The 15,148-nt window shown below is 61.5% G+C and carries 16 protein-coding genes, 1 tRNA gene and 2 pseudogenes; 7 read left to right on the top strand and 12 right to left on the bottom strand.

Going from position 1 to position 15,148, the window contains the following annotated elements; translation table 11 throughout:
- Window positions 1–48 precede the first annotated feature (48 nt).
- From IB265_RS26095 to IB265_RS26105, 3 genes are all read left to right on the top strand, one after another.
- Window positions 49–125, top strand: a tRNA-Met gene (locus tag IB265_RS26095).
- A 270-nt stretch (window positions 126–395) separates the two neighbouring features.
- Window positions 396–548: a hypothetical protein gene (locus IB265_RS37820; RefSeq protein WP_162728005.1), complete on the top strand. Its 153-nt coding sequence runs from the start codon at window positions 396–398 to the stop codon at window positions 546–548.
- A 77-nt stretch (window positions 549–625) separates the two neighbouring features.
- The gene (locus tag IB265_RS26105; RefSeq protein WP_057252929.1) at window positions 626–961 is read left to right on the top strand and encodes a hypothetical protein; all 336 of its coding nucleotides are present in this window, start codon (window positions 626–628) and stop codon (window positions 959–961) included.
- A gap of 6 nt (window positions 962–967) precedes the next feature.
- On the opposite strand, the gene IB265_RS26110 is transcribed toward IB265_RS26105, so the two are convergent.
- The 5 genes from IB265_RS26110 to IB265_RS26130 form a co-directional block, all read right to left on the bottom strand.
- On the bottom strand, window positions 968–2,149 hold the full coding sequence (locus IB265_RS26110; protein WP_057252927.1) for a site-specific integrase: 1,182 nt from the start codon (window positions 2,147–2,149) through the stop codon (window positions 968–970).
- Window positions 2,142–2,426 carry a hypothetical protein gene (locus IB265_RS26115; RefSeq protein ID WP_057252925.1) on the bottom strand — a complete coding sequence of 95 codons (285 nt, stop codon included), beginning with the start codon at window positions 2,424–2,426 and terminating at the stop codon, window positions 2,142–2,144. Before IB265_RS26115 ends, IB265_RS26110 begins: the two co-directional genes overlap by 8 nt.
- Before the next feature lie 33 nt (window positions 2,427–2,459).
- Complete coding sequence (locus IB265_RS26120; RefSeq protein WP_057252923.1) at window positions 2,460–2,861, bottom strand: type II toxin-antitoxin system VapC family toxin; 402 nt, start codon at window positions 2,859–2,861, stop codon at window positions 2,460–2,462.
- Entirely contained in the window at window positions 2,858–3,115 is a 258-nt protein-coding gene (locus tag IB265_RS26125) for a type II toxin-antitoxin system VapB family antitoxin (protein WP_057252921.1), read from the bottom strand. The genes IB265_RS26120 and IB265_RS26125 overlap by 4 nt, the downstream gene beginning before the upstream one ends.
- A gap of 464 nt (window positions 3,116–3,579) precedes the next feature.
- Complete coding sequence (locus IB265_RS26130; protein WP_192495305.1) at window positions 3,580–4,005, bottom strand: hypothetical protein; 426 nt, start codon at window positions 4,003–4,005, stop codon at window positions 3,580–3,582.
- 343 nt (window positions 4,006–4,348) lie between these two features.
- Between IB265_RS26130 and IB265_RS26135 the strand changes: the two genes are divergently transcribed.
- Together IB265_RS26135 and IB265_RS26140 are read left to right on the top strand one after the other, a co-directional pair.
- The gene (locus IB265_RS26135) at window positions 4,349–6,628 is read left to right on the top strand and encodes an OmpA family protein (protein WP_112994906.1); all 2,280 of its coding nucleotides are present in this window, start codon (window positions 4,349–4,351) and stop codon (window positions 6,626–6,628) included.
- Between the two features lie 162 nt (window positions 6,629–6,790).
- On the top strand, window positions 6,791–8,554 hold the full coding sequence (locus IB265_RS26140; RefSeq protein WP_057249906.1) for an adenylate/guanylate cyclase domain-containing protein: 1,764 nt from the start codon (window positions 6,791–6,793) through the stop codon (window positions 8,552–8,554).
- 165 nt (window positions 8,555–8,719) lie between these two features.
- Here IB265_RS26140 and IB265_RS26145 read toward each other — a convergent pair whose 3' ends face one another.
- The 6 genes and pseudogenes from IB265_RS26145 to IB265_RS26175 all read right to left on the bottom strand — a co-directional run bounded on the left by IB265_RS26145 (window position 8,720) and on the right by IB265_RS26175 (window position 12,403).
- Window positions 8,720–9,025 (bottom strand): hypothetical protein, encoded by a 306-nt coding sequence (locus tag IB265_RS26145; RefSeq protein WP_057249940.1) that lies wholly within the window; start codon window positions 9,023–9,025, stop codon window positions 8,720–8,722.
- Window positions 9,026–9,182: 157 nt separating this feature from the next.
- Window positions 9,183–9,284 (bottom strand): annotated as a pseudogene (locus tag IB265_RS26150) (LacI family transcriptional regulator); the annotation flags it as partial.
- Between the two features lie 71 nt (window positions 9,285–9,355).
- Complete coding sequence (locus IB265_RS26155) at window positions 9,356–9,994, bottom strand: LysE family translocator (protein WP_058321952.1); 639 nt, start codon at window positions 9,992–9,994, stop codon at window positions 9,356–9,358.
- Between the two features lie 601 nt (window positions 9,995–10,595).
- Window positions 10,596–10,799: pseudogene (locus IB265_RS26165) on the bottom strand (MBL fold metallo-hydrolase); the annotation flags it as partial.
- Window positions 10,800–10,802: 3 nt separating this feature from the next.
- On the bottom strand, window positions 10,803–11,696 hold the full coding sequence (locus IB265_RS26170; RefSeq protein ID WP_057249898.1) for an SDR family oxidoreductase: 894 nt from the start codon (window positions 11,694–11,696) through the stop codon (window positions 10,803–10,805).
- A 50-nt stretch (window positions 11,697–11,746) separates the two neighbouring features.
- A complete protein-coding gene (locus tag IB265_RS26175) occupies window positions 11,747–12,403 on the bottom strand; it encodes an O-methyltransferase (protein ID WP_192495306.1) in 657 nt (218 codons plus the stop codon).
- A 90-nt stretch (window positions 12,404–12,493) separates the two neighbouring features.
- Here IB265_RS26175 and IB265_RS26180 point away from each other — a divergent pair, with 90 nt between their 5' ends.
- A complete protein-coding gene (locus tag IB265_RS26180) occupies window positions 12,494–13,135 on the top strand; it encodes a TetR family transcriptional regulator (protein WP_057249894.1) in 642 nt (213 codons plus the stop codon).
- Window positions 13,136–13,247: 112 nt separating this feature from the next.
- On the opposite strand, the gene IB265_RS26185 is transcribed toward IB265_RS26180, so the two are convergent.
- On the bottom strand, window positions 13,248–14,405 hold the full coding sequence (locus IB265_RS26185; RefSeq protein WP_246806058.1) for a DUF882 domain-containing protein: 1,158 nt from the start codon (window positions 14,403–14,405) through the stop codon (window positions 13,248–13,250).
- Between the two features lie 407 nt (window positions 14,406–14,812).
- Here IB265_RS26185 and IB265_RS26190 point away from each other — a divergent pair, with 407 nt between their 5' ends.
- Window positions 14,813–15,142: a hypothetical protein gene (locus tag IB265_RS26190; protein WP_156414621.1), complete on the top strand. Its 330-nt coding sequence runs from the start codon at window positions 14,813–14,815 to the stop codon at window positions 15,140–15,142.
- Window positions 15,143–15,148: the final 6 nt, after the last annotated feature.

Below are 15,148 nucleotides of genomic sequence, written 5' to 3' on the forward strand. Positions count from 1 at the left end.
GGATTTACCGCGATGACGGATAAACCGCTTAGCGGTTTACCTAGATGGCGCGGGGTGGAGCAGCCCGGTAGCTCGTCAGGCTCATAACCTGAAGGCCGCAGGTTCAAATCCTGCCCCCGCAACCAAACACTCAAAAGCCCGCGCGGAGAAATCCGCCGGGCTTTTTTGGCGTTCTAGCGCTACCCGGAGAGAACGGTAAGCGGCAAGCTGACCCCCATCTGGCCTAGGTAGCGCGGGGGCCTGTATTGCGGACAGACGATTCACAGACTGTGAGCTTCTATGTCTGCGCCTAGCTCTGGAACTAGAAACTTCCGATCGAAGCCGTTCCGGAACGGCTTGAGGGTGCGCCGCGGCAGTTTCGGCGACGGTGGTCCGATGAATTCAAGGAGCGGGCCGTGGCTGAGGCAATGGAGCCCGGCGCAAGCGTTTTGGCGATTGCAGCATCGCATCGGAATACATCCGTCGCAATTATTTGGCTGGCGCCGCAATGCTCGTGCTGGGCGGCCCACTCCTTCCACGCCAGATATTTTCGTTGCGCCAAACTGTGAAGTCCAATGACCCATCGCGATTCTGCCTTGTTGTTGATCATCATTGTGCTCATGCAAACAGAACCTCGGGAGAGCTCATGGAGACGGACGACCGCGAACTCATCGTTGTGATGAGACGGTATTTTGCGGTGAAGGCCGAGTTGGCCGCACTGACGGCGCAGTTGGAAGCGGAACGAAAGGCGGCCGACGCGGAAATCGGCGTGTTCTATGATCCGCGCCAGAATGCCGAGCAAGCCGCCGACCTCCAGCGCTCGCATCGCTTGAAGGCAGAGATGGTGTCGCTTATGCAGCGCGCTGAAGCCTGGGGCCGGGCGGCGGTAGCCGCTGACCTGCGCGATAGATCGGAGGCGGAAGCTGAGCCTGAAGAATGGCAGTCGTTTGAGAAGCGAGCTGATACATTATTCGGCGCGTAGTCTCGCCTAGACGATGAGCCGGGCCGCTCGTCCATTCTTTCGCTCCGCGTTGTTATAATAGCGCGCCGCCTGGGCCACCGATTTGTGCAGCGACTGCTGCATTGCCTCTGGCAAGGAAACACCGCGGTTGGCAGCCTCGGTGAGATAGCCTGACCGCAGTCCATGCGCCGAAAACAAGGTCGGGTCGAGTCCCGACTGTTTGCAACGGCCTTTCAGGATCAGGTTGACGGATTGCGGTGTCAGGGCTCGCCGGTCGATGTTTCCCCACTGGTCGATGCGCCGAAACACGGGGCCATCCTTGATATCGGCTTCCTCAAGCCAGCGTCGCAACGCCACCACTGGCCGGCCGATGAGGACTACCTGTTCGTCGTCGTCACGCGTCGTCGTTTTCGTCCGGCCCACGCGGAGTGACAAGCATGGGAGGAGGGCGGAGTTTTCATCGGTAGGGTTGGCCCGCACCGGCTCTTCGTCGGTTAGATCCTCGACCCGCAATGCCGCCACTTCCGAGCGGCGGCGACCGCCGGACGCGAAGGCGACCAACAGCAGTGCGCGATCGCGCAAGTTCACCAGGCTTTCGCCGGCGCAGGCCAGCAGCAATTGCGCCAGAACATCGGCTGTGACCGCCTTTTTGCTCTTGCGCTGTCGTGGTCGGGCGCTGGCGCGAACGGCGAGCCGCAGAGCGGATCTGAGCGAAGGACCGTCAAAGCAGCCGGTAAGGCCGCGCCACCTGGTGAGGATCGACCAGCTCGTCAGCCGACGCCGCACCGTGTCGGGCGCGTGCGGTCCCTCGGACCGAAGCTGCCGGCGCTCACGGAGGCCATCTTCCACTTCCGCCGGCATGCCATGGCTGGGCTCCTCGGCGCGCTTGATCGGGTCCCAAAGGTGATGAGCGACAAACTTGAGCAGCAGGCTCTCGGGTGCGGGCCAGGGGAGGGGGACGCCGGTGGCGAGTTGGCACCAGGCCTCAAGGTAACCGAGATCGGAGGCGAGTGCGCGAAGTGTATTGTCGCCAATGCCTTCGCCGGCGAGGTGCTTGAGGGTATCGACGTCGTCGTCGGTCAGAAGTGCGGCGAGTCGGTCGCGGCGATCGAAGGGCAGGATGGCCTCGAGGGCGTCGAGCTGCTCTGCACGCCGCAGCACAGCGTCGGAAATGGACGTCGCCTTCACGCTCTTGCCGGATTTAGCCATCGGTTTGCGGCCGCCAGCGTTTGATGATGCTTTCGAGCTCGCCGCGGTAGTCGGTCGGGTAGACCGCATCTTCCTCCCGCGCGAGAGAGGTGAAGATCGTCGCCATGTCCTCCGAGACCGCGCGGTCGACGGCGAACAGGTCGGCGAGATCGAAGCCCCCATTGGCGTCGGCGTTCCACCAGGCGAGCAGGAATTTCGCCACCCGCCGGCCCTGGCCGGCGTCCTCGTGGGCGATGGTCAGCAGTTTTTCGAGAGCAAATCTGACGCGGACTTCCATGGGATCCCGTCGGGCTTGGTGGGCAATCGTCCTTCAGCCGGATGATGCCGGGTGAATTTTCAGGTCCGTCTGGCCAAAATCGTTGCCCTTGAACAACAGCGGCGCTTTGGTGATCCTCGCAACAGCATAGGAAAAGCAGTCGCCCATGTTGAGCGTGGCCGGATGGCGGCCTTTGCCGAAGCGGTCGAACGCTCGTTCCGCTTCTCGGTAATGCGCCTCGTCGAACGCAATCGCGGTGACGTTCGGCAGCTGGACAAGCTGATCGACAATGTCCGAAGCGTTGGGAAATCCTCTGCCTGCCAGCACCATGCGCGCCTCAAGCAGCGTCGGCCAGCCGATCGCAACGGCCTCCTGCCCCACCAACGCAGTGAACCGTTCGGCCTCCGGCTCTGCCAGAGCCATCGCCAGAATGACCGACGTATCGACAGCGATCATCGCGGCAAACCGTAGTCGTCGTAGTAATCGTCATGCGCGGATGTCGTGCCGGCCGAGACCGCACGCCGCCCTTCGGCCATCAAATCCGACAGGACATCGATCGGCGCCCGGATAGACTGCTGGCGCAGTTCCAGATCGTAGTGCTCGAGCGCCTGCTCGACGAGCCTGTTGATCGGCTGACCCGTGCGGCGCGCCAGCGCGTGCGCCAGATCCCTGGCCTTGGTGCTGCGGACGGACAGTTGCGGTTCGGACATTGCGTTTCCTCGATCGAAATCCCTTCGAATATAGCGACTATAGTTTTAGATGGCAAGAAAATCACTTCGAGATGGCTCGCTATCGATACTTAATCACTATCGATAGTCATGGTCGAGAATGCGGGACGTTTGGGTGACGGAACGATGTTGGTGCTTAGTATCCGTGCGTGCGATTTAATACGCCAATTCAAACGGTTAATCGTTCTTAAATTGGCGAAAGCGCGGGTAAGCGGGGCAGATTTGGTGGCGGCTCAGCGACCTGCTCGAACACGCCGTCGACGCCGCCGGCCGTCGGATCAGCCGACTGTAGCCAGCCCTCGGCCCATGCGATCTACTCTTCAACGCTGCGGCCATCGATCTCGGCGGTGGTGGTGAAGTCCATTGATCGCAGCGCCACTAGGAAATCGCGCACGGCACTGAGCTCGTGCCAATCTTGCGCTAAGTCCCGGAAGCGTCGCCAGCGGCTAGCGTCGCGCTTGCGACGCCGATGTTCTTCGGCGCTGCTCGGCAAGTTGGCGCTCTCCCTGCTTAACCTCTCCGCCTTGGCGCTCAATCGCCTTGAACAGCGCATCCAGAATGCGGTGTTTGCGGTGGTCCGTTTCGGAGAAATAGCCAGGGTCATAAAGATTGCGCCTCCATGGATCGTGCTCACTGCGGGCTTGACGCTTTTTCTGTTCGTGCTCCGCGAGGCATGAGGCGATGACTGCGTGGGGTCTCAGAAGACGTTCGGGCACCGCAAGGGCGGATTCACTCGCACGGGCTTTTTCCGCCTGTTGCTTGACCTCCGGCGGGAGCTCGATGGGAGGCGCCGGCAACGGTGTCGGTCGAATGGTGATGGAGCGTGTATTGCTCGATTTCGGCAATGGCGTCTGTTTTGGTGCTTTGCCCACGGAATGTTTCGCCCAATAACCACTTACCAACGAGCAGTAATGTCCGCAGGAATGCCGTTCAGTGAGGAAACGCTCGCGCGCTTGGCCAGCGACCTCCGAAAATTCGCCTTTCGGATCAATACGAACGACAGCGCGACCTGCCGCCAGCAGGTTCGGGATCGGCCTGCAAGCGGAACCGATCGGGAACTGCGGCGTTGGGACGAGCCTTTGGCTGACACAAAAAAGTCGGAGCCGCGGGGCATGGCCCCTTGGGGCGCGCGAACAGGCGTACCGTTCTGCCGGCTTTGATGCGGGCGATAAGCGCAACTGGCGCGGGGACCTCCCAATAAGAGGAACAAAGATGATGTCGATTCGATCCAAACTTTTCGCAACGGTGACCTTGCCCGTCTTCGCCGTATCTTTCGCGATTCAGCCGGCGCTAGCCGAGAGCCTGAGGGCGCCGTTCCAGGTAGCGCAGGAAGGGACCGACCAGCAGTCTCCCGAGGACTTGCTTCTGCTCAAGAAGCGCAAGAAGCAGCATGCCGCCGAGGAAGGGCAGACAGAACAGCAGCAACCGCAGGCCGAGGAGCCGCAGCGTCAGGTCGAAGAGCCGGTTCGCAAGAAGCGCAAGCAGCAGGCCGAAGAGCAGCAGCCCGGCTCCGAGGAAAACGCACCGCGGCAGGCTGAAGAACTCCAAGCGCCTGTGCGCAAGAAGAGGAAGCAGCAGGCCGAAGAACAGCAGCCTGGCGTCGAGGAAAGCGCTCCGCAGCAGGCCGAAGAGCAACAAGCTCCGATGCGCAAGAAGCGCAAGCAGCAGGCGGAGGAGCAGCCTGGTGCAGAGGAAGGGACTCCGCAGCAGGCCGAAGAGCAACAAACTCCTGTGCGCAAGAAGCGCAAGCAGCAAGCTGAGGAACAGCAGCCTGGTGTCGAGGAAGCGGCTCCGCGGCAGGCTGAGGAGCAACAAAATCCTGTGCCCAAGAGGCGCAAGCAGCAGGCCCAAGACCAGCAGCCCGCCGTAGAAGAAGGGACCCCGCAGCAGGCCGAAGAACAGCAGGCACCCGCGCCCAAGAAGCGCAAGCAGCAGGCGGAAGGACGGCAGCCCGCCGTAGAGGAAGGCAACCCTCAGAAGGCCGAGGAACAGCAGGTACCGCTACCCAAGAAGCGCAAGCAGCAAGCTGAAGGAAAGCAGCCCGAGGAGCAAAAGGCCCTCGAAGAGCGTGCCGCACCGACAGGCGAAACCACAGCCGAGCAGCCGACGCCGCAGACAGGCGAGGGTGAGCAGCAGCCGGTTCCAGGGGCCGAACAACCCGCAACGGCCGAGCAGCGCCAGGGCGAGGAGCACCAGGGCAAGGCCGCTCCGATCGTTGTCGACAAGCGCACGAAGGAAGAGAAGCGCAAGATCGCCCAGGATCCGGCGGCGACCGACGAAACCGTGGTGCTTCCGGTCGACAATGGCGCGGCTGTGCTCGACAGCGACAAGGACGCCGATAATTCCGGGGGCAACCAGGGGCGCGAGGCTCGGCGCAAGCAGCGCGAGGAGCTGCGCGTCCAGGATCAGAACATAGCGCCGCCGACCGACGACGCCGCGGCCCAGGCGGAGATTCCGGCCGAGGGTCGGCAGGCCGTTTCGCAGAGGATCGAGGCCGCGATCAAGGAAGAAGGGCGACGCGTCGAAGCGGCGCCAGTCTTCGCGGTCCCGGAGACGACGAACATCGTCAACAACACCGTCATCAACAATACGGTGATCAACAACACGACGGTCAACAACACCAGGAACAATGATGTGACCGAGGTGCAACTGGTCGAGAGGGTCGGCGATCGCGTTGTCCTCGGCGTCGGCGACCAGATCTTCGTGCGTGGCGACGACCGTCCGCGTCTGCGCCACGATGCGCAGGAGGCCTACTACGACGAGCTTCCGCGCGGCCGCGTTCGTGAAACGATCGTCCGCCCGGGCGGGTATCGGATCGTTACCGTCTACGACCGTTACGGTGACATCTTGCAACGCTCGCGCGTCGACGGCGACGGCAACGAATATGTGCTGATGTACGCGCCGGAGTATCAGGAGGAACGGCGTCCGGCGATCGTCGACGTCGGTTACGAACTGCCGCCGATGCGCCTGACGATTCCGGTCGACGACTACATCGTCGATTACTCGGAAGAACCGGATCGGGACTACTACGAATTCCTGTCCGAGCCGCCGGTCGAACGCGTCGAGCGAGTCTACACGATCGATGAGGTCCGCAATTCGGCCCGCCTGCGTGACAAGGTCCGGCGCATCGATCTCGACACGATCCACTTCGCGACGGGGAGTGCCGAAGTCTCGATGTCGCAGGCAAAGACACTGCGAACGGTCGCCGACGCAATGCAGAAGATTCTCGACAAGGATCCCGGTGAAACCTTCTTCATCGAAGGGCACACGGACGCTGTCGGTTCTGATCGCTCGAACTTGGTCCTCTCCGATGAGCGTGCCGAATCCGTCGCAGTCCTCCTGACCGAAGTTTACGGCATCTCGGCGGAAAACCTAGTCACGCAAGGCTATGGTGAGCGCTTCCTGAAAATCGGCACGCAGGAACCCGAGGAGGAGAACCGCCGCGTGACCATCCGACGCGTGACGCCGCTGGTGCGCCCGGTCGCGCAGCGGTAACCGAAAACTGCGTCGCCATGCGTCCTATCAGGCGTGTGGCGACGCAGCATTCTGATTGCTGCAGATCCTCCGATCTTGCGGGCGACAAGCACCTGTGAATATGGGAAACTGAGCGCATATTAAGCCCAACGATATCGTGGCGCCGCAGGAGCGGTCATCGCTATGGATCGAAAGCTCGCAGCCATCCTTTCAGCCGATGTTGCTGGTTTCAGTCGCCTTGCGGCGCTGGACGAGGAAGGTACGCTTGGTGCACTAAATGTGTGCCGCAACAGGATTGCCGAAGTGGTGAAGGAGCATGGCGGCCGTATCTTTGGAACCGCCGGTGACGGGTTTGTCGCCGAGTTTCCAAGCGCTGTCCAGGCCGTCCGGTGCTCGGTCGAAATCCAGCGCCGTCTTTTCAGTACCTTGGAAGACCGCCCGCCCGATCGCCGTTTGGAGTTCCGCATCGGTATCAACCTGGGTGACGTGGTCGTAGCGGGAGACGACCTGCTCGGCGACGGCGTCAATATCGCTGCGCGCGTGCAAGAGATCGCCGCTCCGTCAGGCATCTGCATTTCCGCATCGGTGCGCGAGCATCTCGATGGGAAAGTGCCGTTCCCGCTGATCAGCCTCGGCGAGCGCAACTTGAAGAACATCCCGCGCCCAATTTTCGTCTTCGGGGTCGATTGGCAGCAAGAGACGTCTGTCGAAGGCGGCATCGCGTCCGTGCCACCACTTGCCGCCCGCCGTGGCAAGGACCAGCCATCGATCGTCGTCATGCCCTTCGACAACCTCAGCGGGCGAGACGATGAATACTTCGTGGACGGCGTTGTCGAGGAGATCACCGCGGCGCTCTCGTGCGTTCGGAATTTCTTTGTAATCGCGCGACAGTCCGCGTTCACCTACAAGGGACGCTTCGTCGACGTGCGCGAGGTCGGCAGGGAACTCGGCGTCAATTATGTGGTCGAGGGCACCGTTCGCCGAGGCGGCGATCGACTGCGCATTTCGGTGCAATTGGTTGATGCGGAGACAAGGACCCAGTTCTGGTCCGACCGTTACGAGGGTGCAATCGAACACATGTTCGAGTTCCAGGATCGGATCGCGGCGCAGGTGGCAGGCGCCATTCACCCGGCGATCCGCGATGCCGAGATCGAACTGGCTAGGCGCAGGCCGCCGACCAGTCTCAGGGCCTATGACCTTGTCATGCGCGCCTACCCGAACCTCTGGGGCCGCCGCAAGGATACCAACAACCAGGCGATCGAACTGCTGCGGCAAGCTATCGCCGTCGATCCGGGCTATGGTCGCGCGCATGCACTTTTGGCTTGGTGCCACGCCTCGAACGCCTCCTACCTATGGACCGAACAACCGGAGCGTGAGCTGGAAAAGGCGCGCGCAGCGGTAGAGGCTGTGGGCTCGATCGGCGACGATCCAACCGCCCTGACTGCCGCCGGTGCGGCAATGAGCATCTGCGGCGACCAGGAGCGCGCGACCACCTTTATCGAAAAGGCGCTTGCGCTTGATCCGAACAATGCCTGGGCATGGGCGCGCCTGGGGTGGCTCGCGATCTACAAGGACGAAGCCACGCACGCACCGGAATGCTTCCAGCGGGGGATGACCCTGAGCCCAAGAGATCCGCTCGCATTCAACATGAGATTGGGGATGGCTTTTTCCTTGGCCATGGAAGGTGCTCTTTCAGAGGCGATTGCGATAGCCCATGAGGTCGTCAACACCTATCCGGACGTCACATGGTCCTACCGTCATCTCGCCGCCTGGTCGGCGATGAACGGAGACTTGGAGACCTCCCGATGGGCTGCGAGGAAGCTATTGGCGGCCGAGCCAGGCTTTACAATCGACCGGTATCGAGCGCTTCCCTGGTTTCAAAACATCCCGCGGTGGCAAGATCAAATGGCCGAGGGGTTGCGGAAAGCGGGATTGCCTGAACGGTGATGGCCATTCAAGGACATGCGCGATGGCTGGAAAAGGCGCAAAGCACTCTGCCCCTGCGTGGGGGCTTGCCCAATAGAGCGGTTCCTGCGTCGGGCCGATAAGGGCACATGGATTGCTTGCCGGACCCGGATGGCGGGCCGGTCTGCTGTATGCTCTTCGCTTGCGTCAAATCCCCGACCCGTCCAGTTCTTGGTCGTCATCGCCTTCCCAGGGTAGGGGCATCGAGGTGAGATTGAGATTGGCTGAAGGCATCGGCATCCAGCATTTCAGTTCCGGCTCGGCGTATTCGATGATGCGGCCGGGCGAGGAATCGGAGGCGCGCCAGCCTTCTCTACCGAACTGATCGCCATTCGACCAATATGCAAGGTCAACTTCCGCTGTCCCCTGTTCGGACGGGCGGATCGTGACGAGGATCCGACTGCCGTTTTTCGGTGCGCTTGCCATGTGGCGCCAGCGGTCTGGCTCAGCCATCATTCGTCCTCCTCCTCGCTCCCGGTTGCAAGTTTCGCCGCGCCGTCGAAAACGGTCAACACAAACTTTGGGCAACCCACCGTCTATCGAGTGGGGGTTCGATCCACGACATGCTGTACGAGCGTGGTCGCGGCGAGTAAGCGTCGCTCATATATTAGCGGCGGCGAATCGCCGTAACCCCGTGAAATCCAATGCGTTCGGCAGCTTCCCGCACGCGTTCGGCCGGCTGGGCGCGCACCGGACCCCGCACATTCAGTATGCGGTCGACGTTGGAAACGCCGACGTCTGCGGCTTTGAAACATGGTCAGGAGAGTCGAGTGCGGATAGGCCCTAGCCGATTGTTCGCACGCTATCGGCCATCAGCTTGATGCCGAGTGCGCCCACCACAGCGCCAGCCACGCGGTCAATCCAGGTCTTCGAGCGCAGATAGACGACCCGCGGCGCACGTGACGAAAAACCAAGGGCGACAATCGCATACCACACGAACTCGTTGATGAAGAGCAGTGGCGGAAGCGCCAGCAGCATCCAGGTGGGTGTGGGAGACGGTAGCAGCGCAGCAAACATGGATGCATAGAAGATGGCCGTCTTCGGATTGGAAATCTGCACGAAAAGGCCCCGCAGCAGAGACTTCCACAGTGTACCTGGTTGATCTGCGGGCGCATCGGCAATCGCTATCGTCTGGGGAGCGGCACGCCAGATACCGACGCCGATCCAGACGAGGTACGCGCCACCGGCGAGCCTGAGCAGCATGCTGAGCCACTCCACTTGAAGGAGGATCGCTGTGAGGCCGGCGACTGCAATGCAAGCGAATAGAAAGCCGCCAATTCCCATGCCTACCGCTGCCATTAATCCGTCAGCGCGTGACCGGGCGATCGCGATACGCGACACCACAATAAAGCTTGGGCCAGGACTCATGGCTCCAAGAAGGAAGACGCCCAGGATGGTGACAAGAATTGCGAATTCATGCATGTCGCTTCCTCCCGAAAAATCCGGCACCGCGGTGCGCCAGCACTATGGCGACTGTTGCGTCGTTGCTCAATCGTCCGAGTGCTCAGTCCAGCACGCGCAACCGACGCGTATCCTCATTTGGGGCGATTTGGCCGTTGCTCCATTCCCTCAGGCAAATTCTATTGTGGCCTGGGCTTCGTTGACCACCCAATCGATGAACACCTTGGCGAGCGGGGAATGGTCCCGGTTCTTTTGCGTGCCTTCGTCGCCGATTTTATGAAACCTCTGAGCGGGCGGACAAGCGCACCTTGGGCAAGCTCTTCGCCAGCAGTGATGTTGTCCTGCATCGCAATGCCAATTCCGCAGCGTGCCGCCGCGAGGTTCTGATTGAAATCTTCAAAACTCAGCCGGCGAACCGTGACGGGTATCTCCTGGTCGTGGTGACGGAACCAGTCGTTCCAGTGGGTGGATCCGACGCCGTCGAGAAGGACGTGGCGGGTCAGGTCCCTGGTGCGCTTGATGTCGCCGTCCCGGTTGAGGAGGATTGGGCTGCAACGCGAGTTGCTTCCTCTGGGTCGTGTTCAAAAGCCGTTGTGCCAGTCGGGGTGTTCGAACCCGACCGCAAGTTCAGGTCAGGGTCCAAACCCAGGCCGGCGTCGACGAGTATCGTCTGGTCGCCGCTGCGAAGGAGGACCACGTTGCGCGACCAATCGAAAGCGTCTGACGGCAGGAACATGCCGTTTAGCCACTCCGCCCGGACGGCCGGGTCGACGTTGTGGGCCAACATCGCGGTTGACAGCGACAGCACCCCATCGCTGACCACCAGCGCTCATCGGGTGTAGTAGCCGGGCTGATCGAGGTCTGCGAGAAGGCCGGGGCCGGAAGGCTGCCAGTCAAGCAATGTCCGGGTATGCGCGCTGGAAGCGGCCATGTCGGCGCCTGCCATCGTGGCGAACCAGCCGAAGTGTTCACGCGGCCGCGCCTCGACAGGAAGGTTGAGTTGGCGGCCGATTACAGCGGCGATTTCCTTGAACGGGACCGCCTCGTCGGCGACGGCGTGGTACACCGGTTCCGTCACTCCCTGCTCCAGGGCGAGCCGGTAGACGCGGGCGGCATCCAGCCTGTGAACACCCGACCAGCAGTTCTGTCCTTCGTCGACATAGGCCGAAACGCCAGTCGCGTGCGCCAGCTTCACCAGGACCGGAACAAAGCCGTAATCGCCGATCCCGTGAACGGACGGGGCGAGGCGTATGGTTGCTGCGCGCACGCTCCGGGCGGCAAGGGTTCTTGCTGCTGCCTCCGACTTGCGCGGGCTGGCCGGGTTCGGAAGGTCCATTTCGGTGACGCCGCGCGGCAGGCCGGACAGACCGGAGGTAACCAGCAGCGGCCGGTTCGATCCTTCGAGTGCACCGCCGAGGATCTCGATCACGCGCTGGTCCTGTGCGGCACTCTCGAGGAATGTCGTGAAGCCATGGTTCCCGGCGGCATGGATGAAATCATGGTTGAAAGCGGTATGGACGACGGCGTCTGCCGCCGATGCGGCTTCGCGCAGCACATCAAGGTCGTCGAGCGAGCCCTGGACTATATTGGCGCCGGCGGCGACAAGATGTTCTGCTTTCTCCATGGAGCGGGCAAGGCCGGCGACGCGGTGGCCTGCGCGTAAAAGGTCGTCCACGATGGCCGCGCCGACCCAGCCGGTCGCGCCCGTTACGAATACGTGCATGATGTTTCTCCAGTCTTTGGACAAGTCTTGAAGGTTGGATAGCCGCAGATTTATCCGGCCCGCATGGACAGTTCGACATCCTCCGCGAAGGGCACGGAGATATAGCCCGAGGCGTCTGAGCGAACATGGGCAAGGTAGTCGGGGCAATCGTCGGCGTTATCAGCGACAATCAATGCGCCGGGTTTCAGACGGTCTTCCACCAGATCCAGCACCTCGCGGTAGAGGGCCTTGGCGCCATCGAGCAGCAGCAGATCGATCGTCTCGGGAAGACGGGTGCTCAAGGTCTTGAGCGCATCGCCTTCCCGGATTTCGACAAGGTCGATAACGCCGCCGTCAGCCAGGTTTTGGCGTGCCCGTAGGATCTTGGAAGGCTCGAACTCGCTGGTGATCAATCGCCCGCCGCCATTGTCCCGCAGCGCGGCGGCAAGATGGAGCGTGGAGATGCCGAAGGATGTGCCGAATTCCACGATCGATTTCGCGCCGCAGCTGCGAGCCAGCATGTAAAGCAGCGTGCCCGTTTCGCGCGATACCGGGAGCCAGAGATCCTTCAGTCGCCCATACAAATCGAGATATTCCGTCTTGCTGCGCACGAGACGTTCGCGCTCCTCGCGCGAAAGCGCGGCCATCGCCGGACTTGATGCCGCATCGGCTTCTTTGAACAGGCGATCGAGAAGCGGTGCGAGAGGTTCGGTGGTCAAGGTCGTCATGAAAAGCTCCGTTGTAGGAATGCGGCTTGTGTTGAAATTGAAAATACGAATAATTCGTCGCATTTGCTAATCGCATTGCCGAGCGCCCCAATGACGGATCGTCCAAGTGCCCGTATATCCTCAAGAAAACAGCCAAGGCAGGCGCGCTCGAACGAGCTTGTCCGCGCCATTTTGCAGGCTGCTGTTCAGGTTTTGGCGGAGGAGGGTGCGCAGAGATTCACCACCGCCCGGGTGGCGGAAAAAGCCGGCGTGAGCATCGGATCGCTCTACCAGTATTTTCCCAACAAGGCCGCGATCCTCTTTCGATTGCAAAGCGATGAGTGGCAGCAGACGACGGATCTTCTGCGGGGTATCCTCGAGGATCGCTCGCAATCGCCGTTTGAGCGGCTACGGACCCTCGTCCATGCCTTTATCCGGTCCGAATGCGAGGAGGCGACCGTCCGCGTCGCGCTTGATGATGCCGCCCCGCTCTATCGCGATGCGCCCGAAGCTCGGGAGGCAAAGGAAGCGGGCGATCCGATCTTCGAAAATTTCATGCTGGAAGTGCTTCCGCACAGCACCGGTGCTGCCCGGCAACTGGCCGCGGATCTGATCATCACGACGATGACCACCGTCGGTAAGGTGTTTTCAGAGACGCCACGGAGTGAGGCCGAGATAGAGGCCTATGCCGGCGCCATGGCCGACATGTTCTGCGCCTACATCAGCAGCATGGCTGACGGCGCCAAATCGTAGCGTCTGAAACGTCTCTGTGAGGTGGGCGGAGCCGGCAGGTTGAGCCGACCGATTGATTGACTGGCGGCCGGTTCGACTGCATGTCGCCGGGATACACGTCCGCGCGCCGCAATCAGCCGTCCGACCAGAAGCGTTCCTTGTCAAAGGCCTTTTTCTGTTCGCCGAGTTGGGAAGCGCCTTTCGGTGCGCGGTTTGCATCCTCAGCGCTGGCCACCGAGAACCAGAGGCCTGCTGGAAGGATGAGTTGCTCAAGATCCTTGGCCGGCGCCAGCGCCCACTTGAGAAGCGTAGCGTCGCGAATGGCCCACTCCGTCTTCGCGAACGGCGAGCCCGTGAGACTGGATTCGCTTGCGCCCGGTGCCCGCATCATGCCCGTGCCAAGTGCGATCTTGAACGACGAGGACGGAACGAATGCAGAGATGTTTACTGGGAGCGCGCGCTCGCTGGCGACCGTGCGGAGCGTCGGGAGCGGGACGCTGATTGACGCAAGGTCGAAGAACGGCGGCTCTTCGACAGTCTGCTTGAGGGTCTGGCGTTCGAGGGCTTCTTCCCCACGGCTCTTGCGCGTTGGAAGCATGGCGGTGAGCAGGGTGTTGTCGGCGGGTGCCGCAGTCTTGAATTTTGCTGGACCGGCACTGTTCGCAGCCACGATCGAGGTGGCCTTGACCCGTCGTTTGTAGTCGGCCATCGCCTGGTCATAACCCGGCAAGGTCCCGCCATTGGCGGGAAGGTGAAGCGTCTGCCCCTTCGGGAAAATGCGGGCCAGTTCCTGGCGCGACATCCGCGGCCACGCCCGCACGTTTCCGACGTCGAGATGCACGAAGGGAGATCCGGAGGTGGGGTAGTAGCCGACCCCTCCGACTTGCATCTGCATGGCGATCTCCCGCAACCGAGCGAGTTTCACGCCTGGAATGTAGAAGTCCATGGCCTTTCCCAGCATGTGCTGGCTGTTCTTGGCGACCCCGGTGCTGCGCGAACGGCCGCGCAGCATGTTATTGGTGGCGGGCGAGCGGTAGGCGGAGACGATGTTGATGTAGTCCTTGGCCCCGGCACGCTGGTAGACTTCCCAGACGAGGTCGAGAAGACGCGGGTCCATGCGGGCAGGCTCGTTCCTACGCCAGTCGCGGAGAAAGCGATTGATTTGTGAAAGCCCTTTCGGGTCGTATTTACCGTCCCGCTTGAAGGTGATCGTCGCGCGCTCGCCGGTGTGGGTGAAGAACAGTTTTAATGATCGAACTTCCGCCGAAGACGCGGTGGTGGTGAAGGCCATAGCGGACGCTGCGATGGCTGCGATCGCGGTCACACGCCCAAACCATCGTCCAATGCGCTGAACGCTTCTTCTTGCGACGCCGCACGATACAGGCGCCGGATACGCGGTTACTGGATACTCAGACACGGCGGGTTCCGATTCATTCGAGGTACAATCCACCGGCGGCAACGACCGGCGGTTCGGCTCTTCGACGGAAATTATGGTCAACGAAGGATTAAGAACCCGTTGATGCTGCCCCCTGAGGCTTCATGATGAAGAATTCCTGCGACGAGCAGATCCCCACGACCTCGGCCTTCGTTGGCCAAATCGGTCGCCCAAGGCGAGGCCACTTGCTTTCTCCGGTCCATACGTTAGGTCATACTGAATGAACCGGTTGCACTGTGGTATCTGCGTAGCCTGGGTGTCCTATGAGAAGTACTTCAGACGTCATTGCAGAACTGACGCAGGCCGAGCGTGACGTTCACATGCTGACGGAGGGCGAAAAGCTTCGCCTCCTCGTCCGGGCCTATGTCGCTGTCCAGGAAGGCTGGACGATGCTCGGGCAGCCCGATCGACTGAAGAAGTCAGCCGAAACCATGGATGTCATTCGGGCCGGTGGGATGCCGGTGCATCTCTACGATGACGAGATGCGGGCAATCCTCCAGGAGGCCGTCAAGGTCATCAGGCAGATCGAGGCCGCCATGGAAGCGAAAAACAATCCGATGCCCGCACGTGGCAAGTCTACGGAGCAAGAGTAGTAAACG

This window comes from Ensifer sp. ENS10 (genome assembly GCF_014852025.1).
Lineage (GTDB): Bacteria > Pseudomonadota > Alphaproteobacteria > Rhizobiales > Rhizobiaceae > Ensifer.

Bases quoted from the DNA above. Each gene is read 5' to 3' on its own strand.
- IB265_RS26105 (WP_057252929.1), top strand. From the start codon at position 626: ATGGAGACGGACGACCGCGAACTCATCGTTGTGATGAGACGGTATTTT.
- IB265_RS26110 (WP_057252927.1), bottom strand. From the start codon at position 2,149: ATGGCTAAATCCGGCAAGAGCGTGAAGGCGACGTCCATTTCCGACGCT.
- IB265_RS26115 (WP_057252925.1), bottom strand. From the start codon at position 2,426: ATGGAAGTCCGCGTCAGATTTGCTCTCGAAAAACTGCTGACCATCGCC.
- IB265_RS26120 (WP_057252923.1), bottom strand. From the start codon at position 2,861: ATGATCGCTGTCGATACGTCGGTCATTCTGGCGATGGCTCTGGCAGAG.
- IB265_RS26125 (WP_057252921.1), bottom strand. From the start codon at position 3,115: ATGTCCGAACCGCAACTGTCCGTCCGCAGCACCAAGGCCAGGGATCTG.
- IB265_RS26135 (WP_112994906.1), top strand. From the start codon at position 4,349: ATGTCGATTCGATCCAAACTTTTCGCAACGGTGACCTTGCCCGTCTTC.
- IB265_RS26140 (WP_057249906.1), top strand. From the start codon at position 6,791: ATGGATCGAAAGCTCGCAGCCATCCTTTCAGCCGATGTTGCTGGTTTC.
- IB265_RS26145 (WP_057249940.1), bottom strand. From the start codon at position 9,025: ATGGCTGAGCCAGACCGCTGGCGCCACATGGCAAGCGCACCGAAAAAC.
- IB265_RS26155 (WP_058321952.1), bottom strand. From the start codon at position 9,994: ATGCATGAATTCGCAATTCTTGTCACCATCCTGGGCGTCTTCCTTCTT.
- IB265_RS26170 (WP_057249898.1), bottom strand. From the start codon at position 11,696: ATGCACGTATTCGTAACGGGCGCGACCGGCTGGGTCGGCGCGGCCATC.
- IB265_RS26175 (WP_192495306.1), bottom strand. From the start codon at position 12,403: ATGACGACCTTGACCACCGAACCTCTCGCACCGCTTCTCGATCGCCTG.
- IB265_RS26180 (WP_057249894.1), top strand. From the start codon at position 12,494: ATGACGGATCGTCCAAGTGCCCGTATATCCTCAAGAAAACAGCCAAGG.
- IB265_RS26185 (WP_246806058.1), bottom strand. From the start codon at position 14,405: ATGGCCTTCACCACCACCGCGTCTTCGGCGGAAGTTCGATCATTAAAA.
- IB265_RS26190 (WP_156414621.1), top strand. From the start codon at position 14,813: ATGAGAAGTACTTCAGACGTCATTGCAGAACTGACGCAGGCCGAGCGT.